The organism is Agromyces sp. NPDC004153 (assembly GCF_053603635.1).
Genome location: NZ_JBSGFY010000002.1, coordinates 869928 through 896817, shown reverse-complemented (window position 1 = coordinate 896817; position 26890 = coordinate 869928). Strand labels below are relative to the sequence as shown.

Annotated in this window: 25 protein-coding genes; 14 read left to right on the top strand and 11 right to left on the bottom strand. The window is 71.6% G+C overall.

What is annotated here, in order from left to right:
• The first annotated feature begins 7 nt into the window (after positions 1 to 7).
• Genes ACWEOH_RS18100 through ACWEOH_RS18090 form a run of 3 tightly spaced genes read left to right on the top strand, consistent with a single transcriptional unit; the run spans position 8 to position 3215 of the window.
• Positions 8 to 1141: an FAD-dependent oxidoreductase gene (locus tag ACWEOH_RS18100; protein WP_452033324.1), complete on the top strand. Its 1134-nt coding sequence runs from the start codon at positions 8 to 10 to the stop codon at positions 1139 to 1141.
• Complete coding sequence (locus ACWEOH_RS18095) at positions 1138 to 2187, top strand: amidohydrolase family protein (RefSeq protein ID WP_452033323.1); 1050 nt, start codon at positions 1138 to 1140, stop codon at positions 2185 to 2187. The genes ACWEOH_RS18100 and ACWEOH_RS18095 overlap by 4 nt, the downstream gene beginning before the upstream one ends.
• Positions 2184 to 3215: a fumarylacetoacetate hydrolase family protein gene (locus ACWEOH_RS18090; RefSeq protein ID WP_452033321.1), complete on the top strand. Its 1032-nt coding sequence runs from the start codon at positions 2184 to 2186 to the stop codon at positions 3213 to 3215. The genes ACWEOH_RS18095 and ACWEOH_RS18090 overlap by 4 nt, the downstream gene beginning before the upstream one ends.
• Positions 3216 to 3236: 21 nt before the next feature.
• On the opposite strand, the gene ACWEOH_RS18085 is transcribed toward ACWEOH_RS18090, so the two are convergent.
• Entirely contained in the window at positions 3237 to 4169 is a 933-nt protein-coding gene (locus ACWEOH_RS18085) for a LysR family transcriptional regulator (protein ID WP_452033319.1), read from the bottom strand.
• A gap of 125 nt (positions 4170 to 4294) precedes the next feature.
• Here ACWEOH_RS18085 and ACWEOH_RS18080 point away from each other — a divergent pair, with 125 nt between their 5' ends.
• Entirely contained in the window at positions 4295 to 4522 is a 228-nt protein-coding gene (locus ACWEOH_RS18080) for a DUF1232 domain-containing protein (RefSeq protein ID WP_452033317.1), read from the top strand.
• Between the two features lie 81 nt (positions 4523 to 4603).
• Here ACWEOH_RS18080 and ACWEOH_RS18075 read toward each other — a convergent pair whose 3' ends face one another.
• Positions 4604 to 5314 carry an alpha/beta fold hydrolase gene (locus ACWEOH_RS18075; RefSeq protein ID WP_452033315.1) on the bottom strand — a complete coding sequence of 237 codons (711 nt, stop codon included), beginning with the start codon at positions 5312 to 5314 and terminating at the stop codon, positions 4604 to 4606.
• Positions 5315 to 5495: 181 nt separating this feature from the next.
• Here ACWEOH_RS18075 and ACWEOH_RS18070 point away from each other — a divergent pair, with 181 nt between their 5' ends.
• Positions 5496 to 6125 carry a GntR family transcriptional regulator gene (locus ACWEOH_RS18070; RefSeq protein WP_452033313.1) on the top strand — a complete coding sequence of 210 codons (630 nt, stop codon included), beginning with the start codon at positions 5496 to 5498 and terminating at the stop codon, positions 6123 to 6125.
• A 13-nt stretch (positions 6126 to 6138) separates the two neighbouring features.
• Here the strand turns inward: ACWEOH_RS18070 and ACWEOH_RS18065 are convergent, their stop codons facing one another.
• Together ACWEOH_RS18065 and ACWEOH_RS18060 are read right to left on the bottom strand one after the other, a co-directional pair.
• Entirely contained in the window at positions 6139 to 7311 is a 1173-nt protein-coding gene (locus ACWEOH_RS18065) for a low temperature requirement protein A (protein WP_452033311.1), read from the bottom strand.
• A 19-nt stretch (positions 7312 to 7330) separates the two neighbouring features.
• Positions 7331 to 8188, bottom strand: coding sequence for an NAD(P)H-binding protein (locus tag ACWEOH_RS18060; protein ID WP_452033309.1), 858 nt, complete (start codon positions 8186 to 8188; stop codon positions 7331 to 7333).
• 143 nt (positions 8189 to 8331) lie between these two features.
• Between ACWEOH_RS18060 and ACWEOH_RS18055 the strand changes: the two genes are divergently transcribed.
• Positions 8332 to 9297: an AraC family transcriptional regulator gene (locus ACWEOH_RS18055; RefSeq protein WP_452033307.1), complete on the top strand. Its 966-nt coding sequence runs from the start codon at positions 8332 to 8334 to the stop codon at positions 9295 to 9297.
• 74 nt (positions 9298 to 9371) lie between these two features.
• On the opposite strand, the gene ACWEOH_RS18050 is transcribed toward ACWEOH_RS18055, so the two are convergent.
• The 6 genes from ACWEOH_RS18050 to ACWEOH_RS18025 form a co-directional block, all read right to left on the bottom strand.
• Positions 9372 to 10577 (bottom strand): serine hydrolase domain-containing protein, encoded by a 1206-nt coding sequence (locus tag ACWEOH_RS18050; RefSeq protein WP_452033305.1) that lies wholly within the window; start codon positions 10575 to 10577, stop codon positions 9372 to 9374.
• A 16-nt stretch (positions 10578 to 10593) separates the two neighbouring features.
• On the bottom strand, positions 10594 to 11154 hold the full coding sequence (locus ACWEOH_RS18045; RefSeq protein WP_452033303.1) for a putative immunity protein: 561 nt from the start codon (positions 11152 to 11154) through the stop codon (positions 10594 to 10596).
• A 62-nt stretch (positions 11155 to 11216) separates the two neighbouring features.
• Positions 11217 to 12224, bottom strand: a complete 1008-nt coding sequence (locus ACWEOH_RS18040) for a restriction endonuclease subunit R (protein WP_452033302.1) — start codon at positions 12222 to 12224, stop codon at positions 11217 to 11219.
• Between the two features lie 16 nt (positions 12225 to 12240).
• The gene (locus tag ACWEOH_RS18035; protein ID WP_452033300.1) at positions 12241 to 12654 is read right to left on the bottom strand and encodes a hypothetical protein; all 414 of its coding nucleotides are present in this window, start codon (positions 12652 to 12654) and stop codon (positions 12241 to 12243) included.
• A 7-nt stretch (positions 12655 to 12661) separates the two neighbouring features.
• On the bottom strand, positions 12662 to 13537 hold the full coding sequence (locus tag ACWEOH_RS18030) for a ThuA domain-containing protein (protein ID WP_452033298.1): 876 nt from the start codon (positions 13535 to 13537) through the stop codon (positions 12662 to 12664).
• 82 nt (positions 13538 to 13619) lie between these two features.
• Positions 13620 to 14885, bottom strand: coding sequence for an ROK family protein (locus ACWEOH_RS18025; RefSeq protein ID WP_452033296.1), 1266 nt, complete (start codon positions 14883 to 14885; stop codon positions 13620 to 13622).
• Positions 14886 to 15008: 123 nt separating this feature from the next.
• Between ACWEOH_RS18025 and ACWEOH_RS18020 the strand changes: the two genes are divergently transcribed.
• The 8 genes from ACWEOH_RS18020 to ACWEOH_RS17985 all read left to right on the top strand — a co-directional run bounded on the left by ACWEOH_RS18020 (position 15009) and on the right by ACWEOH_RS17985 (position 25559).
• Positions 15009 to 16079, top strand: coding sequence for a Gfo/Idh/MocA family protein (locus ACWEOH_RS18020; RefSeq protein WP_452033294.1), 1071 nt, complete (start codon positions 15009 to 15011; stop codon positions 16077 to 16079).
• Positions 16076 to 16891, top strand: coding sequence for a hypothetical protein (locus tag ACWEOH_RS18015; RefSeq protein WP_452033292.1), 816 nt, complete (start codon positions 16076 to 16078; stop codon positions 16889 to 16891). The genes ACWEOH_RS18020 and ACWEOH_RS18015 overlap by 4 nt, the downstream gene beginning before the upstream one ends.
• Before the next feature lie 128 nt (positions 16892 to 17019).
• On the top strand, positions 17020 to 18534 hold the full coding sequence (locus ACWEOH_RS18010; protein ID WP_452033290.1) for an MFS transporter: 1515 nt from the start codon (positions 17020 to 17022) through the stop codon (positions 18532 to 18534).
• Between the two features lie 38 nt (positions 18535 to 18572).
• Complete coding sequence (locus ACWEOH_RS18005) at positions 18573 to 20174, top strand: GMC oxidoreductase (protein ID WP_452033288.1); 1602 nt, start codon at positions 18573 to 18575, stop codon at positions 20172 to 20174.
• A gap of 46 nt (positions 20175 to 20220) precedes the next feature.
• Entirely contained in the window at positions 20221 to 21522 is a 1302-nt protein-coding gene (locus ACWEOH_RS18000; protein ID WP_452033286.1) for a C-glycoside deglycosidase beta subunit domain-containing protein, read from the top strand.
• Positions 21523 to 21565: 43 nt separating this feature from the next.
• Positions 21566 to 23041, top strand: a complete 1476-nt coding sequence (locus ACWEOH_RS17995) for a C-glycoside deglycosidase beta subunit domain-containing protein (RefSeq protein WP_452033284.1) — start codon at positions 21566 to 21568, stop codon at positions 23039 to 23041.
• Between the two features lie 108 nt (positions 23042 to 23149).
• The gene (locus ACWEOH_RS17990) at positions 23150 to 24100 is read left to right on the top strand and encodes an alpha/beta hydrolase (RefSeq protein ID WP_452033282.1); all 951 of its coding nucleotides are present in this window, start codon (positions 23150 to 23152) and stop codon (positions 24098 to 24100) included.
• 4 nt (positions 24101 to 24104) lie between these two features.
• Complete coding sequence (locus ACWEOH_RS17985) at positions 24105 to 25559, top strand: family 43 glycosylhydrolase (protein ID WP_452033280.1); 1455 nt, start codon at positions 24105 to 24107, stop codon at positions 25557 to 25559.
• Between the two features lie 24 nt (positions 25560 to 25583).
• On the opposite strand, the gene ACWEOH_RS17980 is transcribed toward ACWEOH_RS17985, so the two are convergent.
• Positions 25584 to 26831 carry a BtrH N-terminal domain-containing protein gene (locus tag ACWEOH_RS17980; protein ID WP_452033278.1) on the bottom strand — a complete coding sequence of 416 codons (1248 nt, stop codon included), beginning with the start codon at positions 26829 to 26831 and terminating at the stop codon, positions 25584 to 25586.
• Positions 26832 to 26890 lie beyond the last annotated feature (59 nt).

The window sequence follows — 26890 nt, the reverse complement described above, 5'->3', positions numbered from 1 at the left end:
GATCCTGATGTCCGCTGTCTCCCGCGTCGCGATCGTCGGTTCCGGCGTCGCCGGCACCGCCGCCGCCATCCTGCTCGCCGAGGGCGGCGTCGAGGTCGACGTCTTCGAGCGGAAGCCCGACCTGTCGGCCCTCGGCTCCGGCATCACGCTGCAGGGCAACGCCCTGCGCGTGTTCGACCGCCTCGGCGTCTGGGAGCAGGTGAAGGCGGCCGGCTACTCCTTCGACCAGACCGGCCTGCGCGCCCCCGGACCCGACGCACCGGTCATCGCCCAGATCCCCGACGCGCGGACCGGCGGCCCCGAGTACCCGGCCGTCGCGGGCATGTACCGGCCCGACCTCGCCCGGATCCTCGCCGACCGCGCGACCGAGCTCGGCGCCCGCATCCACTACGGCACGACCGTCACGAGCTTCAGCCAGGACGACGACGGCGTCGACGTGACGATCTCCGACGGCTCGACCGGCCGGTACGACCTGCTCATCGGCGCCGACGGCCTCAACTCCGACATCCGGAGGCAGCTCGGCATCGAGGTCGAGCCCGAGCGCACGGGCATGGGCATCTGGCGCGCGTTCGTGCCGCGCCCGAAGGACGTCACGCAGACCGACCTCTACTACGGCGGTCCCGTGTACATCGCGGGCTACTGCCCGACGAGCGAGGAGATGATGTACGCCTACCTCGTCGAGCCCGCCCAAGACCGGCACCTGCTCTCGCCCGAGGAGGGCGTGCAGGTCATGAAGGAGCTGTCGCAGGCGTACGGCGGCCCGTGGAACGAGATCCGCGAGTCGCTCGACGACGCGTCGCGGGTGAACTACACGTGGTTCACGAAGCACGTCGTGCCCGACGCGTGGAACCGAGGCCGGGTCGTCATCATCGGCGAGGCCGCGCACAGCTGCCCGCCCACCATCGCCCAGGGCGCGGCGCAGGCCGGCGAGGACGCGCTCGTGCTCTCCGAGCTGCTGCTCGAGCGCGACGCCGTCGACCAGGCGCTCTGGGACGAGTTCCACGCCCGGCGCCTGCCGCGCGCGACCGAGGTCGTCGAGGCATCCGTGCAGCTCGGCCAGTGGCAGATCGACCACGTGCAGGACGCGGACGTGCCCGGCCTGATGCGCCGCATCGCCATGCTCGTGAGCGAGCCCGCATGAGCGCCGCATCGTCGCTCCGGCACGCTGCGCCCGTCGTCGACGTGCACGCGCACCTGCTCCTGCCCGCGCTGCAGCAGGCGGTCGCCGGGCGCGACCCCGACGGGTTCGCAGCCGCGCAGGCGCTCGAGGCCCGCCGCAACGGTCCCGAGAGCCTCGCCGCGTCGGGTCGGATGATCCAGGAGCGCATCCCGTTGCTCACCTCCCTCGACGCGCGCCTCGCCGAGATGGACCGGCAGGGCGTCGACGTGCAGGTCGTGTCGCCGTCGCCGAGCCACTACTACCCGTGGGCGGGCGAGGAGCTCGCCGCCTGGGCGGCACGCGAGGCCAACCGCGCGATCGCGGAGCACGTCGCAGGCGCGCCCGACCGCCTGCGCGGCCTCGGGCTCGTGCCGCTGCAGCATCCGCAGCTCGTCGTCGACGCGCTCGAGGACGCCGTCGTCGGCCACGGGCTCGCGGGCGTCGAGCTCTCGTCGTTCGCGGGCGACGTCGAGCTCTCGGACGAGCGGCTCGAGCCGTTCTGGGCGCGGGCCGTCGAGCTCGACGCGGTCGTGTTCCTGCATCCGTTCGGCTGCAGCCTCGACGATCGGCTCGACCGGTACTACCTCTCGAACACCGTCGGGCAGCCCGTCGAGAACGCGGTCGCGCTGTCGCACCTCATCTTCTCTGGCGTGCTCGACCGGCATCCCGACCTCGCCCTCGTGGCCGCGCACGGCGGCGGCTACCTGCCGACCTTCCTGGGCCGCAGCGACCACGCGTGGCACGTTCGTCCAGAGGCGCACGGATGCCGCGAGCTCCCGTCGTCGTACCTGCGACGCCTGCGCTTCGACTCGCTCGTGCACGCGCCGGGCGCGCTGCGCGCCCTCGTGGACGCCGCTGGCGCCGACCGCGTGCTGCTCGGCACGGACTACCCGTTCGACATGGGAGTCGACGACCCCATCGAGCGCGTTCGGGAGGCGGGGCTCGACGCGGACGCCGAGGCGGCGATCCTCGGGGCGAACGCCGCCGAGCTCGCGGCACTGCGGCTGCCCGTCGGGAGCCGCGCATGAGGTTCGCGCGGTGGCGTGAGGCGGGTGCGGGCGGCTCCGCCGGGTCCGTCCGCGACGGCGTCGTGGAGTCCGTCGACGGCGTCGACCGGCTCGTCGCGTTCGACGACGGCACGACCGTGCGGGACCTCACGCGGGCCGGACTGCCCGCGGCGCTCGAGCGCGGGCGGGCCGCGATCGAGGCGGCCGCGGCATCCGGAGCGCTCGACCGCGCGCCCGCGCCCGCCGACGTCGAGCTGCTGCCGCCCGTCGAGCCCGCGAGCGTGCGCGACTTCGTGGCGTTCGAGGAGCATGTCGAGGGCGTCGTGAAGTCCGTCGGCGGGGGAGCCGTGGTCGACGCCGAGTGGTACGACGCGCCGACGTTCTACTTCACCAACCCGCACACGCTCGTCGGCAGCCGCGCGACCGTGCGCCCGCCGACGACCGAGCGCCTCGACTTCGAGCTCGAGGTCGCCGTCGTGATCGGCGCCGTCGCTGGGCGCGAGGGTCGCGACCTCACGGCCGAGGAGGCGGGGGACCACGTGTTCGGCTACGCGATCTTCAACGACTGGTCGGCACGCGACATCCAGGCCCGCGAGATGAAGGTGCGGCTCGGTCCGTGCAAGGGCAAGGACTTCGCGTCGACGCTCGGTCCGTGGATCGTGACCGCCGACGAGCTCGCCGGCCGGCTCGACGACGAGGGCTTCCTGCCGATCGGCATGGAGGTGCTCGTGAACGGCGAGCGGATCGGCGTCGACCTGCTCTCGAACATGGGCTGGCCGTTCGCGGAGCTCGTCGCGTACGCGTCGCGCGACTCGGTCGTGGTGCCGGGCGACGTGCTCGGGTCTGGCACGGCCGGCAACGGCGGATGCCTCGGGGAGCTGTGGGGCAGGCGGGGCGAGCTGACGCCGCGTCCGCTGCGCGAGGGTGACGAGGTCGTCATGCGCGTGGAGGGGATCGGCGAGATCCGGAACGTGGTCGGAGCGGCAGCGCCCGTTCCCGAGATCCCGCGCGCGCGGTCACGGCCGCGGAACCGGCCAGCGGCGTTCTAGGGATCGGCGCCGGAACTCCGCTCAGGCCGCCGCCGGCTCGATCCCGCTCGCCGCCTCGACCGCGAGCGAGCGCAGCCACTCGTGCTCGGGGTCGCGACGGTGCACCGGATGCCACCACATCGCGTTGTGGATGGGCGTCGCGTCGAACGGCGGTTCGAGCACGCGCACGCCGCCAAGGCTGCGGGCGTAGTCGGCAAGGCCCGCCTGGAGGAGTCCGAGGCGGTCGGTGCCGGCGATGAAGAGCGGCATCGCCAGGAAGCTCTCGACGACGGCCTCGACGCGCGGCTCGATGCCGAGCTGCTGGATCTGGCGAGTCGCCGAGGTGAACGCCGAACGCGAGAGGTAGGTGAACACCCACGGCAGCCGCCCGACATGGTCGAGCGTGACGCCGTCGGCGACCGCCTCGTTGTCGTCGGAGGCGATGACCACCCAGGTGTCGTTCCAGAGGTCGGTGAAGGGCAGGTCGGTGAGGAATCCGTGCGGCATGAGCAGCGCGTCGGCGCCGCGAAGCCGGTTGACGGCCTCGTCGACGATCTGCGGGTTGTGCATCATGAAGCGGAACCGCACGCCGGGTGCGCGCTCGGCGGCCAGGGCGGCGATGCGGCGGCCGGTCGTCGCGAAGCTGTAGTCGGAGCCGTAGATGGAGAACTCGCGCGTCGACTGGCTCGGATCCCACTCGGCTTGGCTGTCGAACACGCGTTGCGCGGCATCCAGGGCGGCGGCCGTGTGCTCGGAGAGCCGGGACGCGAGCGGGGTGAGCTCGTAGGTGTTGCCGGTGCGCGCGAGGATCGGGTCGTTGAAGTGCGTGCGCAGGCGTGCGAGCGAGGCGCTGAGCGCGGGCTGGCTCAGGTGCAGGCGCTCGGCTGCCCGTGTGACGCTGCGTTCGGTGAGGAGCGCGTCGAGCGACACGAGCAGGTTGAGGTCGAGCCGGGAGAGCGAGGACTTGTCGGACACGACGTTGTGTTCCTTCGATGAGGGCCGGGATGCCAGTCTATCAACCGCGTCGATCCGAAGCGCTAGGGCATCGTGACCCCTGATGTGCGGCCCTGCTCATCGTCGTGGCCTCGCACACTGGATGCATGTGGAGATTCCTCAAGGCGGTCAAGAACAAGGAGCACCGCGTCGCCCCGACGACCTGGGCCGCCGCGATCGCCGCCGTCGCCTACACGTTCGCACCGATCGACCTGATCCCCGAACTCGTCCTTGGCCCCCTGGGGATCGCCGACGACCTCGGACTGTGGAGCATCTTCGCCGTGCTCTTCGTGCGCGAGCAGCAGCGGTGGCGCGCCGGCCTCGCGTCGGAGTAGGTCTGCACCAGCCGCGCGAGTCATTCGCTCGACTCCGCTCGGGCACGGGCGGCCCGAGGGGTCGGAACTGGGTGGGTGTGTTCAGCCGGCGCTGCCGGCAGCGTGCTGTGCGGCGCTGACGATCACGTCGGAGACGACGCCGGACTGCGTCATGAAGACGGCGTGGCTGGCCGGGACGTAGGTGATCTCTGCGCCGGCGCGCGTCGCCATGTGCTGCAGCATCGCCTGGTCGAAGGACATGTCCTCCGTCGCGATGACCGCCCAGCTGGGCTTGTCGCGCCAGGCTGCGTGCTTCACCGGGGTGGCGAATGCCGACATGTTGATCGGCACCTGCGTGTCACGCAGGAACGCGGCATCCTCGTCGCTGGCATCGGCAGCGAACCCGATCTTGAAGGTGTCGTGGTTGAGGAAGCCGAATCCGTCGTCGACGACGTCGATGACGAAGTTCGGAGTCGGCGCGAACCCTTCGTACTGCATCGACGTGTTCTCGCCGCTGTCGGGAGCGAGCGCCGATACGTAGACCAGTCCGGCGACCGCGGGATGGTTGCCGGCCTCGGTGATCACCGTGCCACCCCAGGAATGGCCGACGAGGATCGTCGGTCCGTCCTGCAGGTCGAGCACTCTCGTGGTGGCCGCGACGTCGTCCTCCAGCGAGGTGAGCGGGTTCTGCACGATCGTGACCCGGTAGCCGCGGGCCGTCAGGTTGTCGTACACGCCGCGCCATCCCGAGCCATCGGCGAACGCCCCGTGCACCAGCACGACGTTCTTGGTCTCCTGATCGGTCGTATTCATGTTGCTCTCCTGTCTTCTCGCGCCGGGCAACCCAGGCGGATCTCGATTCGAGGGCGACGATCGCCGCTTCCGATGTGCAATATATTGCATGTCGCCGAGGACCGCAAGCGTCTGCCGGGTTGCGGAGGGGTGGAGGATGTGCGCAATATATTGCATGCCAATACCCCCAGGTGCCGCTGCCGTGGATCGCTCACTCCTGCGCGACGACGTGTACCGGCGCCTTCGCGACGCGATCGTCGATGGCACGTTCACGCCCGGGGAGCAGCTCAAGGACGGTGAGCTCGCGGATTGGCTCGGAGTGAGCCGCACCCCGGTGCGCGAGGCTCTGCTGCGCCTCGGTGCGAGTGGGCTGGTGGTGGCTCTGCCGGGCCGATCAACGACGGTCAGCGCCATCGATGCGCGAGCGGTGCGAAATGCTCGCGACGTCGTCGCCGCAATGCACGAACTGGCCGTGCGCGAGATGGCGGGCCGGCTCAGCGGAGACGACGTCGACCGAATGCGGGACGCGAATCGCCGCTTCGCCGACGCGATCGCCGCGGGTGATGTGGGCACGGCACTGGACGTCGACGAGGAACTCCACGGCATCCCGGTCGCAGCCCTCGGAAATCATGCGCTCGAGGCCGTGCTCGAGCAGTTCGAGCCCGTGGTGCGTCGAGCGGAGCGGCTGCGCTTCAGTCGAGACGGGCACGTGTCCGTCGAGCTGCATGAGCAGCTGATCGAACTGCTCGCTGCCGGAGAGGTGCAGCGGGCAGCCTCTGTCGAGTTCGACATCTGGCACAGCCTTCCAGCCGAGGATGCGACTGACGGCTGAAGGCGTTCACCCGTCATCCAGCGGAAGCGGCATCCTCTCGCTCGACGCGCATGCGACGGAGGTTCGCTTCGGCAAGGCCGATCATCACCACGATGAGCAGGACGACCGCGGCAACCACGAATTCCGCATTCACGATGGTGGCGAGTGGGACGATCGCCCACGGCAGGACGACACCGGCGATCCCCCACCTCACGACGTCGCGCCACGGAACCCAGTATCGAAGCGACTCGGCGACGCTCGCGAGGTAGAACAGGACGATTCCTCCCGCCATGCAGACGGCGGCACCGGGCGCCAGGTGATGTCCGGCTTCGGCGACCGCAGTGCCGAGGGCGGAGGCGAACAACGCGATGCCCGAGATCAGGATGAACGGCAGGTACATCACCGCGTCTCGCAGCGCCCCGATGCGGCCGGCTGACTGGAGCCTGCGCAAGCCCGCCTCCGCCGAACCGGATGCATAGCGGAAGAACACCCAGGCGAGGAGCGAGATGGCGAGGAAGGCGAGAACCGCGGTCACGCCCGAAGCGAGCGTCCAGTGCGCGTCGAGCTCGGCAATCGTCGCCAGGATCGACTCCCCGAACACGATGACGACGAGAAGGCTCACCCGCTCGAGCAGGTGATCCACATTGAGCGAGCTCTGCAACCACTCCGCCTGACCGCCGAGGGAGGCGAGCAGCACGACCTCGACGGCGATCGCGACCGCCCACAGCACGTACTGCGCGGGCGGAGGAACGACCGCCGACACGAGCCAGAGCGCCGCAGGCAATCCGCTGTAGGCGATCGGTCGCCACCAGGGCACTCCGATGGCGCGGCGCTTCACGAGCCACGGCAGCATCCAGACGAGGCGGATGACGGCGTTCCCGACGGCGAAGGCCCATGCCCGCTCGGTGAGCGCCTCCGGAACCGCTGCCGCCATGACTCCGATCGCGAGCATGGCGACCGTGACCGCGGCCCAGAGCAGCGGTGTGATGCGAGCACCGAACAGGTTGAGGGTCAGCGTCATGTTCACCCATGCCCACCACGCCGGCGCGAAGAGCACGAAGAACACGAGCGCGTCGGCCCAGTCGGGGTCGCCATGCATGCCGTGGGCGACCTGCCCGATGTAGGCGACCATGACGAGGTCGAAGAACAGCTCGAGCCAATGCACACGACGCCCGCCGGCGACGTCCCTCTCGGATCCCTCGGTCACGCCGTCAGCCTAGGACTGATCAGGCCGCGGTCAGGGCGGCGATCGTGATCTCGATCGGAGTGTCGACGCGCACCGCGCGATCCCCGCGGGGCGCCAGCAGGCCCCGCTCGTCGGCGCGATAGAGCTCGGCGAGGCTCTCGGCCACGTGGGGACGGAAGCCGGCCTCGACCAGCGCGGGCGCCCATGCGTCCTCGGGCAGCACGGCGACCTCGAGCTCGCGCTCCAGCGCCGCTCCGAGAACCGCGGCGACCTCCCGTTCGGAGTACGCGGGCCCGAGCACGTCGATCGAGGTGCTCGTGGCATCCGGCGACAACAGCGCCCGCGCGGCAGTCGCGCCGAGATCGCGAGTCGCCACCATCGGAACCGGGACATCGGCCGACGCGGCGAAGACCGGGTAGACCCCGGCACGTGCGGCCTCGATGAGGTCGCCGACCTTCTCCTGGAAGTGCCCCGAACGGAGCGCGGTCAGCACGGTGCCCGTCGCCCGCAGCGCCTGTTCCATCCGGTGCATGCCGCTGATGGGGCCGGTGCCGTCGGGAAGGTCGGCTCCTCCGGCGGAGAGCATGACGACGTGCGGGACCTCGCTGTCGGCGACCGCGCCGGCAACCGACGTCGTGATCGCGTCCGCGTAGGCGTCGAGGTCGTCGACCGTGAGATCGAACGGCAGGAGGACGAAGAGACCATCGCACCCGGTGATCGCATCGCGCACGGCGGCCCGATCGCCGAGATCGACGACACGGACCTCCGCGCCCTGCCGCGTCCATTCCTCGACGCGCTCGGGGTCTCGAACGAGTACCCTCACCTCCGCTCCGTCCGCAAGCAGGTGACGCGCCGTCGCCGATCCCACGCGTCCCGTCGCTCCGGCTACTGCATACATGAGTCGCTCCCTTCGTTGATGGTGTTCGCTCATCCGACGGTATGGGAGTCGCGCCGGCGTAACCATGCTGGTTCTTCCACACTTCTTGTTCATTCGTCCGACTGGACAGGACGTCAGAGCATCCTGTGCGGCACTATGGAGCCATGGATGCACCGTGGGAAGGCCGAGACCGCGTCGCCCGGGTCCTGCAGACGCTGCGGATGCGCGGAGTCTTCTACTGCCGGTCCGAGCTCACCGAGCCGTGGGGGCTGGAGATGCCGGCGATCACCGACTCGGTGAGCTTCCACGTGCCGACGGTCGGATCGTGCTGGCTCCGCGTCGACGGCGTCGACCCCGTGGAGTTGCGTGCCGGCGACCTGGCACTCGTGCCGCACGGCCGCGGGCACGACATCCTGAGCTCACCCGACCTGGGGTCGTCACCCCGGGTCGACCGCCTCCCGCAGGATTACCTGGGGCCGCACTACTCGGTGCTCCACCACGGCGGTGGCGGGCGGGCGACGCAGCTGATCTGCGGAATCGTCGCGTTCGACGACCCCGCCGCCCGAGAGCTCGTGCGCGGCCTGCCGAGTGTGCTGACGGTGCGAGGCGACGAGCCCGTGATGGCGTCGTCGGTGCGCGACACGCTGCGCCTCATGGCCGACGAGCTGACCCGCGCGCAGCCCGGCGCGGAGGCCGTCGCAACGCGGCTCTCCGACATCCTCGTCGTGCAGGCGATCCGCGGCTGGCTCGCGCACGATCCCACCGCCCGCGACGGCTGGCTGCTGGCACTGCAGGACGATCGGGTCGGCAGCGCCCTCGAGTCGATGCACGCCGAGCCCGGCCGCGCCTGGGACCTCGAGCAACTCGCACGCACCGCCACGATGTCGAGGTCGGCGTTCAGCGCGCGCTTCACCGGCATGGTGGGCGAGCCCCCCATGGCCTACCTCACTCGCTGGCGCATGAACCTCGCGGCCAACCGGCTCCGCGATGACCGCGCCACGGTCGCACAGGTCGCCACAGAAGTCGGCTACCAGTCCGAGGCCGCCTTCACCCGCGCGTTCGCCCGCACCATGGGCCAGACGCCGGGCGCGGTGCGCCGGCGGGCAGTGTCGAAGCCGAATGCCATGTGAGGGGACGGCCGGCGCCCACGCGGGCAGAACCTTCCGACGCTCGCCGATCAGTCGATGTCGTCCCGTGGACTCGGTTACTGCGCGAGCGCGTGCTCGGGTGTGACGACGGCGGTGAACTGTCGGAAGATCTCGGTCGCCGTCGGCGCGGACTGGTCACCGTCCTTGCTCGCGGTCGTGTAGACGACCATCGTCCAGCCCTCTTCCGGGAAGGTGCCGCCGGCACCGAAGTAGCCGGACAGGCCCGGGTTGAGGAACACCCAGCCATCGAGCTGGAGGAAGCCCATCGCCCAGTACTGCTCATCCGTCCACGGCCCGAGGCCCGCGGTGCTCGCTGCGAACTGCAGGTCATGGAGCTCGGGGCTCAGCAGCGAGCCGTCGCCGAGGGCATCCAGGAACACGCGCACGTCCTCCTGGTCGGCGCCGACGCCGCCTGCCGTGTACGTCCACGTCGGGCTCCAGTTGGTGACGTCCTCCCAGACGCCGCGCTCGTCGCTGTACCCGTGGAGCACGGGTGACGGCCAGTTCGCGTCGAAGGCGGCGGTCGAGTCGTCCATGCCGAGCGCGTCGAAGATGTCCTCCTGCAGCAGTTCGCCGACGGGACGCCCGGTCACCTCCTCGATCACCTGCTGGAGAATCAGCGTGTTGGTGTCCGAGAACAGCCAGTCGGTGCCGGGGGTGAACACCGGTCCGCCTGCGACGCCGATGTCCACGAGGTCCTGGATCGCCCAGTGCTGGAACGGGTCCGCCCACAGTCGATCGAGGAACGACTGGATCTCCGTGTAGTGCGGGTAGCCGCTCGTGTGGTGCAGCAGCATGTCGATCGTGACCTGGTCGGCCGCCGGCAGGTCGGGGAACCAGGTGGAGAGCGGATCGTCGAGCGACAGCGCGCCGGCCTCGACCTGCTGCAGGACCACGGTCGTGAACATCGGGGTCGAGAGGTTGCCGAGGAGGTGGTGCATGTCGGCGGTCGCCGGCACGCCGGTCATCGACTCGCCGAGCGCGCCGACGAGCACCGGCTCGCCGTCGTGCCAGACGCCCGCGATGACGGCGTTCAGGCGGGCGTCGGTGAACTGCGAGTGCACGATGCCGCTGAGCTCGTCAGCGGTCGTGGTGTCGGCGAGGCAGAGCTCCTCGCGCAGGCTCGTTCCCGCGGGGCACCCTGCCGCGTCTGAGATCGGGGGTGAAGTCGGCGTCGGCGTCGGCGTCGGCGCGGGATCGGCCGTGCAGCCGGCGAGCAGCAGCGCGATGAAGACGAGGACCGGGACCCCCGAGAGTCTCATGGGGGAACTGTAGCGCTCATTCGCGAGCGCGCTCCTGCAGCGATGCATCGCGCAGGGCGGCCTGAATGTCCCGAATGATCGATCCGAGGATGCCGGAGGCGAGAAGTCCTGGGCCGAGCGGACCGGCGGAGTCCTCCCCGACCGGAGGCAGCTGGCGAAGGGCCGACCTCGTTCGGTCGGTCATGTGCGCGAGCTGCCAGGAGATCTCGTCGTGGACGGCCTCGGGCCGATCCGGAGCGGCCAGCCCGGCGGCCTTCGCGGCATAGGCGGCAGCGCCGAGCGCGTGTGCGCCCATGTGCGCGACGCCGGCGGCCTGGGCGGCGGCCCGAGCGGCCGCCACGGCCGCGGGAGTGCTCACGGCTCGCGAAGCCCGACCGGCGACGAACCGTCGGCGTATCTCACCGGCCGTGTCGAGCTCACCGCGGGCGAACGCCCGAGCCCGAGCGATGGCATCACGTGGTCGACCGTCGTCCGGAGCCTCCGTCTCGAACACGACCAGGACCCGCTCGGCGCAGTCGGCCGCCCACGCGGCGACCTCACGGCGATCGGATTCGCTCAGCGACTGCGAGGAGGGCATGTCAGCAGCCTCGCACACGGCGCACCGGCCGATCCTCGTGGGCACGCCGGCCGTGCAGACGCTCAGGCCGCTGCGACGCCCTCGGCGAGCGCCGCGCGGGCGAGGGTGAGGTGCCGCCGGGTCGTGTCCGCGGCATCCGCATCGTCGAGCCACTCGTGGCCGCCCCACTCGCTGCACAGCGTGCCCGCGAACTCGGAGCCGGCGAGCAGCGTCCCGAGGTCGCGGATCGGGGCCGACACCCGGCCGTCGGCGTCGTCGAGGTCCCAGAACTTCAGGTGGAAGGCACCGACCAGGGGCAGGATGTCACGGAGGTCCGAGGCCTGCGATCGGCCGAACCGCACCAGCAGGTTCATGTACAGGGTGTGGATCACGGGCGGCACCGCGCCCGAGCGGAGCAGCTCGACGACGGCGCCCGTGGTCGCGGGGTCGCGCCAGTCGGTTGCGAGGCGGGTCAGCAGGTCCGGCGGGAGATCCGCCCGGGCGAGCCGCTCGAGGTAGGTCGTCGGCAGCGCGGGCATGAGCATGCTGATGTCGACGAGCACGCGCACGTGCGGGTCGTCGACGCCGGCGATCAGGTCGATCGCCGCGGCGGTCGCCGGCGAATCGGGGGTCTGCTGCCCCTGGATCTCCTCGTAGAGCACGAGGTCGAGCTCCTGCAGGCTGGGCAGGAGCCATCGGAGCAGGGTCTCGCCGGCCTGGCCGATGGGCAGCCGGACGCCGGATGCGCCGACGCGCCGTGCGGCGTGCAACTGGGGGAGCAGGAAGGCCAGGCGTTCCGACTCGCTGCGTCGTCGGGCGCGTCCGGCCCAGTCGTCGAGGCTTGCGCCGACGATGCTCACGCTGCCGCCGGCGATGTCGAGCTCGCGCCGCAGGGCGTCGACCTCGACGTCGGAGGGCACCGGGAACGATCGCCACAGCTGGCCCGGCTCGAGCTCGATCGTCGGAGCGACCCCATCGGTCACGATCCCGACGGCGATCTCGGGAGCGGTGCGCTCGGCCCGGATCACGTCGGGCGTCCAGTTGAAGGCGCTCGCCGACAGGGTCCACTGGACGGGGAGTTCGGTGGTCACGGCGGGTCCTCGAGGGTCAGGCGACATCGCGGGAAGCGGAGGCCGCTGAGGCCGGCGCATCGAGCACGAGGATGCGGTCGACGTGGAACGGGAGGGTGAGCGGGCCATCGGGTCCGGCCTGCAGGTACGGGATGGCGAGCCGGAACGAGACGGAGACGTCATGAGCGCCCGGATCCAGCATCCGTCGCCCGCGGATGACGATCCGGTCCTGCAGGAACCACCATCCCCGCTCGTGCACGGCGGCAGCCGGGTCGATGAGGCGGCCGCCGAGTGCGATGACGACGGCGTGCACCACTTCGCCGTCGACGATCACCTGGAGGGAATCGAGGCTGGCGAGCGGCAGCGACCGGATCCACGGGAGGCTGAGTCGGAGCGCGAACCCGTCCTCGGTCGAGGAGAGCGCGTCGTCGCGAAGCGCCGTGAGGGTCACGTCGGGCTCACTTCTGTGAGACCGGCTCGCCGGCGGCGACCCACTCGTCGAACATGGTGCGCACCATCGGCTCGAGCGTGGTCGGCCACCAGTCGCCGCCCTCGACCGCCTCGCCGAGGTCGTCGGGGGTCGGGATCGTCACCCGGCCGGTCGCCGCCCACTCCGCGCTGCGCGGGAAGAGCGCGCGGAAGGCCGGGTGGCCGATCGCCGCGACGTTGTGGCCGATGCCGATCGAGACCGCGCGACCGGCGCCGTACTCGACGGTCCAGGCGACCGGATGCTCCTCGCCCATGCCGGGGAGGGCGCGCCACTGCGACGGCACCTGCGTGTAGCGCAGCGGGTTGTCCCAGCCGGTGAGCAGGACGGTCTTGCGCACGCCCTCGGGCCACTCGAGGCCGACGTAGAGGTCGTCGCCGTAGTGCGGGAACTCCGCCGGCCAGCCCGCGGTGATCGGGTGCTCCTCGGCCGTGTGCAGCAGGAAGTCATTGTTCGGGGCACGCCGCGAGGTGGTCTCGCGCATGACGCCGCCGAGGAGACGTTCGTACTCGGGATCCCAGCCGACGCCGCCGGCGAGCGTGGGGTGGTAGGCGATGAAGCCCTTGCCGTTCGCCACGAAGTCGAAGAGCGCCTGCTCGGCCTCGGGCCCGAAGCGCTCCTCGGGCACGTCGCGCCACGGGTCGTGGCGGCCGTAGTAGTTCACGATGACGAGGTCGTACGGCTCGAGCGTGGCCGCGGTCGCGCCGCGGAACTCCTCGGTGACCCGCACGTCGAACCGGCCGGTGCCCTCGAGCAGCTGCGTGAGGGCCGGCGTGGTGGCGCGCCAATCGTGGTGGACGTCGGTCATCCCGGTGATGATGAGCGTCCGGATCTTCGACTCGGGCATGGCACTCCTTCGTGTCTCAGGCGAGCTCGGCTCACTTGAGACGAAAAGGTACACCCTTATGTCTGAAAAGGGAAGAAGCGGGTCAGGATGCCGCCATGACCTCAGAGATCGTCGGCCGGCCGTCGGCGAACCAGCGAGGGAAGGTCGCATCGAAGAGCTGCTCGCGCACCATCTCGGCCCCGCCGCGGAGCGGCTCCTTCTCGTCGCCCAGCGAGCGCACGATCTGGAGGTCGCGCGTGGCGAGCGGGAGCGAGAGCTCGTACACGCGCTGCCGGACCTCGGCGAGGAAGACCTCGCCGGCCGACGAGACCGCGCCGCCGACGACGATCACCCCGGGGTTGAACATGTTGACGAGCGCCGCGATGGACTCGCCGACGAGCCGCGCGGAGCGCTGGATGAGCGAGATCGCCAGGGCGTCGCCGTCCATCGCGGCCAGGGCGATGGCCTCGGGCGTGATGGGTGCTCCGCCGTCGACGACGCGCGCGAGCGCGCCGCCGCCGCCCTCGGCGACCGCGAGCTCGGCGTCGCGCACGAGCGCCCAGCCGCCGGCCTCGGCCTCGAGGCATCCGATCTTGCCGCAGCGGCATTGCGCGTCGGAGTCGCGCACCCGCACGTGGCCGATGTCACCCGCCGCGCCGTTCGCGCCGCGGTGGATGCGTCCGCGCGAGAGCAGGCCGGCGCCGATGCCGCTGCCGACCTTGCAGAAGATGAGGTCGAGGGTGTCTTCGTCGCGGCGCGCGCGCTCGCTGAAGACGAGCAGGTTGACGTCGTTGTCGACCCAGGTGGGGGCGTCGAAGCGCTGCTCGAAGCGGCGGCGCACGTCGAAGCCGTTCCAGCCGGGCATGATCGGCGGGGCGACCGGGCGGCCGCTCTCGAAGTCGACGGGACCGGGGATGCCGACCGCGACGCCCCACACGGGCACCTCGGGGTGACGGGCGAGGATGTCGTCGAGCATCTCGAGCGCCTTCTCGATGGTCTCGGCGGGGCCCTTCGCGATGTCCCACTGCTCGTGGCTGTGGTCGATGATGTCGCCGTCGAGGGACGCGATGCCGACGCGGATGTGCAGGGCGCCGAGCGCGCACACCACGATGCGGCCCTGCTCGGAGCGGAAGCGGAGCGTGCGCGGGGCGCGGCCGCCCGACGACGGCCCGAACTCGCCGTCGGCGAGGAAGCCCATGTCGATGGCCTGGTCGACGCGCTGCGTGACCACGCCACGGCCGAGCCCGGTGACGCGCCCGATCTCGGGACGCGTGGTGGCCTCGCCGGTTCGGACGAGGTTCACGATGCGGAGCAGGCTCGTGACCTCATCGGTCTGGGCGCCGAAACGGAGGGTCGACTCGCGTGTCATGCACAAGATTCTGACACAACGAACGTCCTCCAGCGTCGATTTCAGCTCGACTATGGACATTCGGGCTAGGAACTTTTGTATAGTCGAGACGGAAGTCGACGGCAATGAGGCGGGAGCGCACGCATGACGTGGGGTGTCGGAGTGATCGGTGCCGGTCCGGGAGTGGCCGCGCTGCACCTGCCGACGCTCGAGCGCCTGCGCGACTCGTTCACCGTCGTACACGTCGCCGACAACGGCGGTGGACGGGCCGCCGAGCTCGCCGCCAGGGTCGGCGCGACCGCATCGCACGGCACCGCCGAGCTCCTCGCGGATCCGGCCGTCGAGGTCGTCGCCATCTGCAGCCCGCCCGCCGAGCACGCCCGGCAGATCCGCGAGGCCATCGCGGCGGGCAAGCGCGCGATCCTCTGCGAGAAGCCGCTCGCGACCACCGAGGCCGAGGCGGAGGAGGTCGTCGAGGCCTGCCGACGCGCCGGCGTCGTGCTGCTCGTCGCCACGAACCACCTCTACGACGAGGCGTGGGACCGCGCGAAGCGCCACCTCGTCGCCCTGCAGTCTGAGGTGCGGTCCATCACCGCGACCGTCGCGCTGCCCCCGAACGGACGCTTCCACGAGGTCGTGACCGAGCTCGCCGCCACACCCGCGGGACCGGCTGGCGGACGCGGCGCGCCCGACCTCGCCGATCCGGAGGTCGCGGCATCCGTCGTGCGCCAGCTGGTCGTCGGACTTGCCGTGCACGACCTGCCCGCGGTGCGCGACCTGGCGCCCGACTTCGAGGGCGTCGACTTCGCCGCACCGGTCGCGCCGATCGGGTACACGATCGGCTTCCGATCGAGCGGCATCCCCGTGCTGCTGACGGCCGTGATGCTGCCCGACGGGCCCGATCCGGTCTGGCGGCTCTCGATCGCCACGGTCGCCGACCGCGTCGACGTCGACTTCCCGCCGGCGTTCGTGCATGCGGGCAGCGCCGTGGTGCGGGTGCGCGGCGGGGACGTGCGCGAGACGACCTACCGGCGCGACGCCGAGGACGGGTACGTGCGCGAATGGCGCGCCCTGGCCGCCCTGCTCGACGGGTCGGCGACGGCGGAGTACCACGAGATCCTCGACGACGCGCGATTCGCGATCTCGCTCGCCGACGCGGCGGCCGACGCGGTGCGCCGGGGACTCGACCCGGTGCAGCCGGGGGTGCAGGCGTGAACGGCCTGGACCCGACTCCTGTCGTCGCGTCGCTCGACGCCTACCGCGTCGCCGTCAGCGGCCTGCCGATGCGAGCGCGACACGCGAGCCGAGCCGAAACCGAGGCCGGCGCGATCGTGGTCGTCGACGGAATCACGGGCTGGTGGGATGCCGCGGCGGCGGCCGTCGACGCGGGCGCCCTGGCCGTGCTCGTGTCCGAGCCACGCGCGGTGCCGGTCGACCGCGTGAGGGGGCTCCTCGAGACCTCGACGGCGCCGATCGTCGTGCACCGAGCCCGACTACGCCTGGACCTGGTCGACCAGGCGGTCGCCGCGCGCGATGGCGCGCCAGCGCGGATCGTGGTCGCCGAGGCCCGCGGCTCGACGGACGGCCTGAACGCGATCGTGCGCGACGCGGTCGGCTGGATCCGCGCACTCGGCGGCGCCCGCATCGAGGTCGCGTCGGCGGCCGCGACGGCACGCGGCGGGACCGGGTTGCTGCGGTCACACGACGCGCGCGTGGTCGGGTCGATCATCCTCGCGGCATCCGAGCCGAGGGGTGAACTGCTGCGCGTCCGCGCCCTCGGCGAGACCGCGACCGAGGTCGAGATCGACGGGGCCATGGGGCGCTGGGAGGTCGCGACGAGCACGGCCGAGGGTCGCACGATCGCGCCGACCCGGTTCGAGGAGGGGGAGCGTGCGGCGCTGCGTCGGGCCGTCGACGCGGTGGCCTCGGGAGCGACGCACCTGCCCGACCTCGAGGACCTCCTGCACGACGCGGCGGCGGCCACGGCGCTCTCGCCGTTCGTCCCGGAATCAGCACTCTTTAGTTGAAAACAGACGAAAGATCGCCTAGAATCGACGTGACGTCGGGATCCATTCGGATCCGATCCTCACCGTGACGCTGCGGAGGAGGGCACAACCGGTCGCGTCGACGGCCCGATCGTTCGGGCGATCAACGAATGTCGCTTTCTCCGCTGAGGCTCCGCCTCCTCGTCGCGTCGCTCCTGACCGTGTCCATCCTCGGTGCGCTCGACCACACCATCGTCGCGACCTCGCTCGCAACCGTCGGCGGCGAGCTCGGCGCGCTCGAGCAGATGAGCTGGGTCGTCGTCGGCTACACGCTCGCCAGCACCGTGCTGCTTCCCGTGCTCGGCAAGGTCGGCGACCTCGTCGGCCCGCGGCTCGTGTTCCTGTCGTCCCTCGTCGTCTTCCTCGTCGCCTCGCTCGCCTGCGGGTTCGCCCAGGACATGACGCAGCTCGTGATCGCCCGGGTCGCCCAGGGCATGAGCTCCGCCGGCCTCCACCTGATGTCGCAGACGATCGTCGCGCACGTGACGACGCCGCGCGACCGCCCCAAGTACATGAGCATCATCGGGGCCGCGTTCCCGATCGCGATCCTCGTCGGCCCGGTGCTCGGCGGCGCCATCACCGACTACTGGGGTTGGCCATGGGTGTTCTGGATCAACCTGCCGTTCGGCCTCGCCGCGCTTGCGCTCGCGGCGTTCGCGATCCCGCACATCGAGCCCGGCCGGCGTCGCCGCTTCGACGTCGCCGGATCCGTCGTCTTCACGCTTGCGTTCGTCGCGCTCGTGCTCGCGGTCACGTGGATCGGCGACCCTGCCGCCGTCACCGCTGCGCTCGTGGCCTTCGTGCTCGCCGCGATCGGCTTCGCCGCGTTCTTCGCCATCGAGCTGCGCGTGCCCGAGCCGATCGTGCCGCTCAAGTGGTTCGCCGACCGCACGGTCGCGGCCGGTGTCGCGCTCTCGGCGATCATCGGCATCGGGCTGTTCTCGGTCACGGCGTACCTGCCGACGTACTTCCAGATGGCCTACCGCACCACCGCCACCGTGTCGGGCCTCGTGCCGATCGCGACCGTGTTCGGCATGCTCGTGTCGAACCTCGCGACCGGATGGCTCGTCAGCCGGACCGGGCACTACCGCGTGTACCCGATCGCCGGCACCGCGCTCGGAGCGGCCGGCCTGCTCGCGATGGCGCTGCTGCCGGTCGGCACGCCGCTCTGGGTGCCGATGGCGGTCATGGCCGTCGTGGGCATCGGCACCGGCGCCTTCATGAGCCTGGTCGTCGCCGTCGTGCAGGGCGCCGTGCCGCGCAGCGAGACGGGCACCATCACGGCCACCGTGAACCTCGTGCGCCAGTTCGGCTCGACCGTTGCCACGGCCGTCATCGGCGGCGTGATCGGCGTCGGCGTCGCCGCGGCCCTGCCGGCCGGCCTCGACGCCTCGACGCTCACCCCGCAGTTCGTGCATCAGTCCTCGACCGCGGTCCAGGCCGAGGTCGCGCAGCTCTACGGCGGGCTGTTCGTGCCGGTCTTCATCGCCCTCGCCGTCACCTACGCCCTCGGCGTCGTCGCCGCCGTGCTGCTGCCCGCCGGGCAGCTGTCCGACGAGCACGAACCGGCCGCCGAGCCGACCGAGCCGACCACCGACCCCGCGTCCGAACCGCTCACCGCGTGAGCCCGCACGACCTCGAAGACCCCGAAGAGGAGATCCACATGTCGCACCACCCCACGATCGCCGTCGTCGGCAGCGGGCCGATCGGCTCCGCCTACGCCCGCCTGCTCCTCGAGGGCCTGCCCGACGCCCGCGTCGTGATGTTCGAGGCCGGACCGCAGCTCACCGACATCCCCGGGGAGAGCGTGCGCAACATCGCCGACCCGACCGAGAAGGCCCGCGCCCGCGAGCGGTCGCAGGGCCCGCAGGCGGGGGAGTTCCGCGAGTCGCTCGGCATCCCCGGCGGCACGGTCGTCGAGGGCATGTTCACGGCCCGGCAGGGCACGCACCTGTTCGACTTCGGCGGCGACGGATCGGCGCACGCGTCGACGTTCCCGGCGGCGGCCGCCGCCACGAACGTCGGCGGCCAGGGCGCGCACTGGACGTGCGCCATCCCACGTCCGGCCTTCAGCGAGAAGGTCCCGTTCATCGCCGACGACGAGTGGGACGACCTCATCGCCACGGCCGAGGGCCTGCTGCACGCGCAGAGCGCAGCCTTCGCCGACTCGGCGGTCGGCGGCGGCATCCGGTCGCTGCTCGAAGAGGAGTTCGCGGGCGAGCTGCCCCAGGGCTACGGCCCGGGCACGCTGCCGGTCGCGGGCGACCCCCAGCCCGACGGCTCGATGCGCTGGGCCGGCGCCGACGTGGTGCTCGGTCCGTTGATCGAGCCCGGCAACCCCCTGTCCGAGCGGTTCGAGCTGCGCGACCTCACGCTCGTGCGCCGCGTCGAGCACGATGGCGACCGCGTGACCGGCGTCACGGTCGAGGACCTGCGCACGAAGGAGACGAGCTTCGTGCCCGCCGACCTCGTCGTGGTCGCGGCCGACGCGTTCCGCTCGCCGCAGCTGCTGTGGGCCTCGGGCATCCGCCCAGCCGCCCTCGGGCACTACCTCACCGAGCACCCGGTCGTCATCTCCACGGTGGCCCTCGACGCCGAGAAGATCGGGCGCTTCGCGACCGAGGGGCAGCTCGACGAGGAACTCGCGCGACGGGCGGCCAACCCCGCCGACCCGGTCGCCGCGGTGAACCGCATCCCGTTCTCGGAGCCGGGCCATCCGTTCTCGCTGCAGGTCATGTACTCCGAGAACACGCCGTTCCCGATGCCCGAGGACGCCCCGCACGCCAGGAACCGCTGGGGCTACGTGAACATGGGCTACGGCATGCGCAAGTTCCCGCGCTACGAGGACGCCGTCACGTTCGACGACGCCGAGCTCGACTACCGCGGCTTCCCGAACATGACGATCACGTACGAGCTCACCCCCAGCGAGCTCGAGGAGATCGAGGCCGCGACCGAGCGGCTGCGGCGTGCGGGCGGCGCGCTCGGCGCGTTCGTCGCCGAGCCCAGGCTCATGCCCAACGGGTCGAGCCTGCACTACCAGGGCACCATGCGCATGGGCGCCGACGACGACGGCACGTCGGTCGCCGACCCGTGGTCGCGCGTCTGGGGCTACGACAACCTCGTCGTCGGCGGCAATGCGCTCATCCCGACCGCGACCGCGATGAACCCGACGCTCATGAGCGTCGCGATCGCGGTGCGCGGCGCCCGCAAGGCCGTCGAGCAGCTCCGAGCGGATGCCGCGGCATCCGTCACGGCGACCGCCTGACCCGCACGACCCGACCGACCCACCAACCCAGAGAGAGCGAGCGAAGGTGCTTCTCGAACGAGACCTCCTCCAGTCCACCGGCTTCCGCAATGTCCGCGAGGACGGACGCGTGACCGGCTTCCAGTTCCGCGTGCGCATGCCCTCCTATCGGGGCATGGCGGCGTCCCTCATCGACGGCATCGCGGTGCGCGTCGGCGATCTCGTCGATGTGGGTCCCGACGTGCCGCGCTGGACGTTCGGCGGCCGCACGTACACGCTGGCCGAGCTCTGGGACGGCGACGGCGTGCGCTGGCAGCTCGAGGACGCCGCCGTCGTCACCGTGCCGCTCGAGGGCGGGCTCCCGCAGGGCATCCACGAGGTGTCGATCGAGCTCCGCCTGCGCATGTCGTACATCCCCGAGGAGCACCAGCCGAGCACCTACCGGGTCACGCGACACCTCACGCTCTCGCCCGAGGGCGACGGCGGGCCGTTCCAGTACGGCGTCTCGCTCTACAGCTACATGACCGACTACGGCACCGTGCTCGACCTCGAGACGGCGCTCGCCCACGTCGCCGACGTCGGCGCGACGGGCGTCGAGATCCTCGGCGAGGGCCACATCGCGGGCTACCCCGAGCCCACCACCGAGTGGATCGACCGCTGGTTCGCGCTCCTCGACCAGTACGGGCTCGAGCCGACCAACTACGGCTCCTGGATCGACACCCGCCTGCACTCGAGCGGGCCGAACGCGCGCCGGCTCTCCGTCGAGGAGGGCGCGGGCATGCTGCAGCGCGACCTGCGCCTGGCCGAGCGCCTCGGCTTCCGCTTTGTGCGCCCCAAGATCGGCGTCGTCTCGAGCGACCTCGTGCCCGACCCCATCTGGACCGAGTCCGTCGAGCGCTCGCTCGACCTCGCGGCCGAGCTCGACGTCGTGATCTGCCCCGAGATCCACTCGCCGACGCCGATCAGGCACCCGGTCGTCGACGACTACATCGACCTCATCGAGCGCACCGGCACGAAGCACTTCGGCCTGCTGCTCGACACCGGCATCTTCCAGGACCGCCCCATCCCGCTGCGGCCAGGCGAGCTGCCCGGCCAGCGCCCTGCGTTCCTCGACGGCATCGGCGTGGATCCCGCCGACATCGCCGACATCGCGAAGTACGTCGTGTTCATCCAGGCGAAGTTCCACGACATCGACGAGCACCTCGAGGACCAGCAGATCCCGTGGGAGCCGGTCCTCCGTGCGCTGAAGGACGCCGGGTACAGCGGCTACCTCTCCAGCGAGTACGAGGGCGAACGCACCCCGTGGCGCTCGATCGAGCAGGTCCGTCGCCAGCACTCCCTCATCCGCCGCATCGCCGCCGGGCTCTGAGCCGCGGCATCCGCTTCACCGCATCACACAGACAGGAACGACCATGCCGAACGGACTCATCCAGGACGACAGCCTGCGCACGCACCCCGAGGGGCTCGCCCTCTCGCTCACCCTGCCCTGGTACCGCAGCCTCTGGCTCTCGTCGGTCTCGACCCTGCGCCTCACCGTCGACGGCGAGCCGGTGGATGCCGCGGACCTCGCGTTCGAGCTCGACGGTGTGCGGTACACCCTCGACGAGCTTCCCGAGCAGCACGACGTGCTCTGGTACCTGCAGGCGCACCCGCTGCTCGTCGTGCAGCGCGCGGAGCCGATCGCGCTCGGCGAGGCGCACGACGTCGAGCTCTTCGGCGAGCTGCGGCTGCCCTATATGCAGATCGCACCGGGCGCCGACGGCGGGCCGGGCGTGTACGTGCCGAACGTCGTCCGCCAGGTGCTCACGCTCACGGCCACCGACCACGACGCGGCGCCGCCGGCACTGGTGACGGATGCCGCGCCGCCGGCGTCCGCCGCCGCGGAGGACCCCTTCAAGCTCGGCCTCACGCTCTACTCCGCCAGCGCGGAGTTCCGCGCCGGCTGGTACGACTTCGAGGGCCTGCTCGATCGCGTCGCCGAGCTCGGCATCGGGCCGGGCATCGAGATCGTGGGGTCGCAGGTGCTGCCGACCTACCCGGTCGTGTCCGACGACTTCGTGCGCACGTGGCGGTCGGCGTTCGACCGGCACGGATTCGACGCGAGCTCGTTCGGGGCGAACCTCGACATGGGGCGCCGCCGCGACCGCGACATGACCCCCGACGAGGAGTTCGCGTTCAGCGAGACCCTGTTCCGCGGCGCCAAGCGGCTCGGCTTCCCGCTCGTGCGCATCCAGAGCGCCAAGCCCGAGCTGCTGCGCCGGCTCCTGCCGATCGCGGAGGAGCTCGAGCTGAAGCTCGCCTACGAGATCCACGCGCCGATGGGCCCCAATGCCGAGCCGATCCTGAAGGTGCGCGACGTCTACGCCGAGCTCGACTCGCCCCTGCTCGGCTTCGTCGCGGACTTCTCGGCCACGATGCACGCCATGTCGCCGACGCTGCTGCGTGCGGTGCGCCGGGCGGGCCTCGACGACGACGCCGTGCAGGTGCTGCAGGACATCTGGGCGACCGACGCCCCGATGCGCCAGCGGCAGGAGGAGTTCATCGCCTACCTGCGCGGGCGCGACTTCGACCCGGGCCGCCTGGGCTCGTTCGCGCACCTCGCGTTCAACATGCACGGCCACGTCGACCCGCGCGAGTGGGCCGACATCATGCCGCAGATCCTGCACGTGCACGCGAAGTTCTACGACATCGACGAGCAGGGCGAGGAGCCCGCGATCGACTACCCCGAGCTCGTGCGCGTGTTCGTCGAGGGCGGCTACCGCGGCTACTGGTCGAGCGAGTGGGAGGGCCACGCGTTCGCCGAGCTCGGCGAGGTCGACCCGCTGCTGCTCGTGCGTCGCCAGCACGACCTCATCCGCCGCAGCATGCGGGCCCTGCAGCCGGCGTGAGCCGCGCGACCGAGACCGAGGAGCCGGACGTGACCGACGCGGCATCCGTCGACCGACTGCGAACCGCCAACGGGGCGGTGGTGGAGGCGTGACGGAGGACGCACGACGATGAGCGAGACCGAAGCGCTCGAGGCCGAAGCGGGCGTCCCCGACTTCCGGCGGCTGTCGGTGCCCGACGCCATCCGCTGGCTGGCCGAGCACGGCGAGCCCGCCGACCCGCGGACCGACATCGACACGGCGTCGCTCGTGCGGCGCTTCCCGCACCTCGCGGGCGTCGAGAGCGTGGACGAGGTCGTGCGCGGGCCTCACGGTGCCGTGCCGGTGCGGGTGTACCGGGATGCTTCGGCGACGCCCACCGGCTCGGCGCTGGTCTGGGTGCACGGTGGCGCGTTCATCGGCGGCCACCTCGACATGCCCGAGTCGAACTGGTTCTCACGGGAGCTCGCGGCTCGCGGCATCCCGGTCGTGTCCGTGGACTACGCGAAGTGCCTCGGCGACGTGCACCACCCGGTACCGTCCGACGACGTGCTGGCCGGGTGGGAGTGGGCGCGCGCGGTCGCAGCCGACCGACTCGGAGTGCCGGCCGAGGCGCTCGTGCTCGGCGGGGCGAGCGCCGGCGGCACGCTCACGTCGGGCGCGGTCACGCGACTCCGCGACGCGGGGGAGCGGCTGCCCGCGGGGCTCGTGCTCGTCTACCCGGTCGTGCACCCGAACGGTCCGGACGCCTCGTCCGACGTGGACCCCGCGTCGCCGCACGGCCAGCTCGCGCTGAACTTCGCCGGCTCCGCCGAGGCGCTCGCCGACCCGCAGGCGTTCGCGGGCCTCGGCGACGGACACGGATTCCCGCCGACGCTCGTCGTCGTGTGCGAGCTCGACGACCTCCGCCCGTCGGGCGAGGCGTTCGCCGCCACGCTCGCCGATGCGGGTGTGAATGCGGAGTTGCGGATCGAGGCGGGCGCGCGGCACGGCCACATCGACCAGCCCGGCGACGGCGGCGCGCTGCGCACAATCGACGCGGTGGCCGAGTGGATCGGCCGCGGCATCCGGAACCCGGAGTGAGCCGATGACGACCTTCACCAACCCGGTGCTCGCGGGCGACCGCCCGGACCCCGCGATCCTCCGGGTCGGCGACGAGTACTGGATGACCTATTCGTCGTTCGAGTCGGCACCCGGCCTGCTCCTGTACCGATCGACCGACCTCGTGAACTGGACGTTCGAGACCGCCGCGCTGCCCGAGCCGCTCGGCAGCACGTTCGCCGTCGACCTCGCCGAGCACGACGGGCGGTTCTTCATCTACATCCCGTTCATCCCGACGCCGTGGTCGACGCTGACGGATGCCGCGATCTTCGTGATCCATGCGCCGTCGATGGCCGGCCCATGGTCGGAGCCGATCGACCTCGGGATCCGCGGCGCCATCGATCCGGGGCACGTCGTCGGCGAGGATGGCCGGCGCTGGCTGTTCGTGAACGGCATCCGCCGCATCGGCCTCGCCGACGACGGCCTCTCCACGGTCGGCGAGCTCGAGCACGTGTACGACGGCTGGCAGTACCCCGACGACTGGGTGACCGAGGCGTACGCGCTCGAAGGCCCGAAGCTCCTCCGCCGCGACGGTTGGTGCTACCTCGTCAGCGCCGTCGGCGGCACGGCCGGACCACCGACCGGGCACATGGTCATCGTCGCCCGCTCGCGTTCGGTGCACGGGCCGTGGGAGAACAGCCCGCACAACCCGGTCGCTCGTACACGCGACGCCGCCGAGCGCTGGTGGTCGCGCGGGCACGCCACGATCCTGCATGGGCCGGCGGATGCCTGGTGGATGGTCTCGCACGGCTACGAGAACGGCTACCGCACGCTCGGTCGCCAGATCCTGCTGGAGCCGATCTCGTGGACCGATGACGGCTGGCCGGTCGCGACGGTGGGCGACCTCGGGGCTCCGCAGCCCGCGCCCGCGGGGGCTGCGCCGCAGGTCGCCGCCGCGGCCTTCGCGACACTTCGGCTCGGCGAGCGGTGGGCGTTCCACGCGCCGGGACCGGGGGAGGCGCGACGGCTGCGGTCGGAGGACGGGCTGGTCGTGGCCGCGAAGGGCGGCGGCCCCGGCGACACCTCGCCGCTGTGCCTCGTCACCGGCGACCACTCGTACGAGGTGGAGGTCGAGGTCGAACTCGTCTCCGGCAGCGTGGAGGGCGGCCTCCTCCTGTTCTTCAGCAACCGGCTCTTCTGCGGCATGGGGATCGATGGCGAGCGGATGCTGAGCTACTCGGGCGGTGCCCCCACGCACTGGCGGGAGCCCGTCGAGCCGACGCGGACGCTGCGCCTCCGCCTCCGCAACGAGGAGCACACCGTGACGGGGTGGTATCGGCTGCCGGGGCAGGACTGGGTGCGTCACGGCGTGCGCTACGAGACATCCGGATACCACGCGAACACCATGGGCGACCTCCAGAGCCTGCGGCCCGCCCTCTACGCCGCCGGCGACGGCGAGGTGCGCTTCCGCGAGTTCGCGTATCGGCCGCTCAGCGCCTGACGGGCGCGGCGAACTCGCGCGGACTCACACGGCCGACCTGAGCCGCGCCAGCGCGGCGACCTCCGCGTCGTACATCGCCGACACGAGCTCGCCGACGGCGGGCGGCTCGTCGACGGCGTCGTCGCGTTCGCGCTGGAGGGCCCAGCGCGCGCCGGCCACGTCCGCCGCGGCATCCTCCCCGCGGGCCACGAGCTCGTCGGTGCGGTCGATCAGCGTGCGCAGCTCGTCGCCCGGCGGCAGCGCGACGTCGATGATCCGGTCCCAGGCGTCGGCGGCCGTGCGCCACGCGTCCGCGCCGAGATCGCGGCCGAGCAGCTCCGTCGCCTCGTCGAGGAAGTCCGCGTACAGGCCCCTGAGGTGCGCGCCGTGCGCGGCGCCCGTGTAGATCGAGGCACGCAGGCTGCCCACGCCATGGCCATCGGCGAACACCGTCGGCCAGCCCTTCCGGTTGCGGGTGTCGGTGGTCATCCGCGCCCACTTGCGCCAGGCCGGCAGCGAGAACGAGTCGGACGTCTCGCTCAGGTGCTCGACCTGCAGCCGAAGCCCCTCCTCGACGGCCGGAATCAGGTCCAGTTCGATCCGGTCGGGATCGATCGTGACGAGCCGGTGCCTGTACGAGCCGACGCGCGCCCGCGCCGCGGCCAGCCGCTCGGCCGGCACCGTGATCCGCGCCGCCGAGCGGTCGTCGATCGCGTACTCGTCGCCGTCGCGTTCGTAGACCACCAGCGGTTCTCCGCCGTAGCCGCTGCGCCACGCCGGCTCGAAGCGGTGCCCCAGCGTCTCGGTGTCGATCCAGGCGATGGCCGGCAATCCTTGGTCGAGCTGCGCGTCGAGCGCCGTGGCGGCGCCCTTCGCCCCGCCGGTCTCGTGCACCTCGGCGTGCAGGCCGAGCCGCTCGGCGGTGCCACGCGCCCAACGGTCGGGGTACTGCCACAGCCGGCGGAAGCCGAGGGTCAGCACGCGCGCGCGGAACGGGAGCGTGTCGAACTCCCACAGGATGTAGCCGGCGCCGAGCCCGCCGCCGACCCCGAGCACCATGGCCTCGGTCAGGGGCTCACCCGTGTGCGGGTCGACGACGCCCAGGTTGGCCAGTACGTTGGCGAGCGCCGCCGTGTCGCCGTGGACGCCGCCGCGCAGCTCCCACGACGACGACGATGACGCTGACGACGACGAGTCGGCGTCGGCGATATGGCGTCGCGCGACGGTGTAGCGCTCTCCGGTCCTGCGCATGCGGTCGCGGACGAGCTGCTTGAGGTGCTTGCGAGCGGTCATGATCGTGTCCTCCAACCGGCGTTCGGCCCGGACTCCACGCGACCGAGGCCCGCCGGATA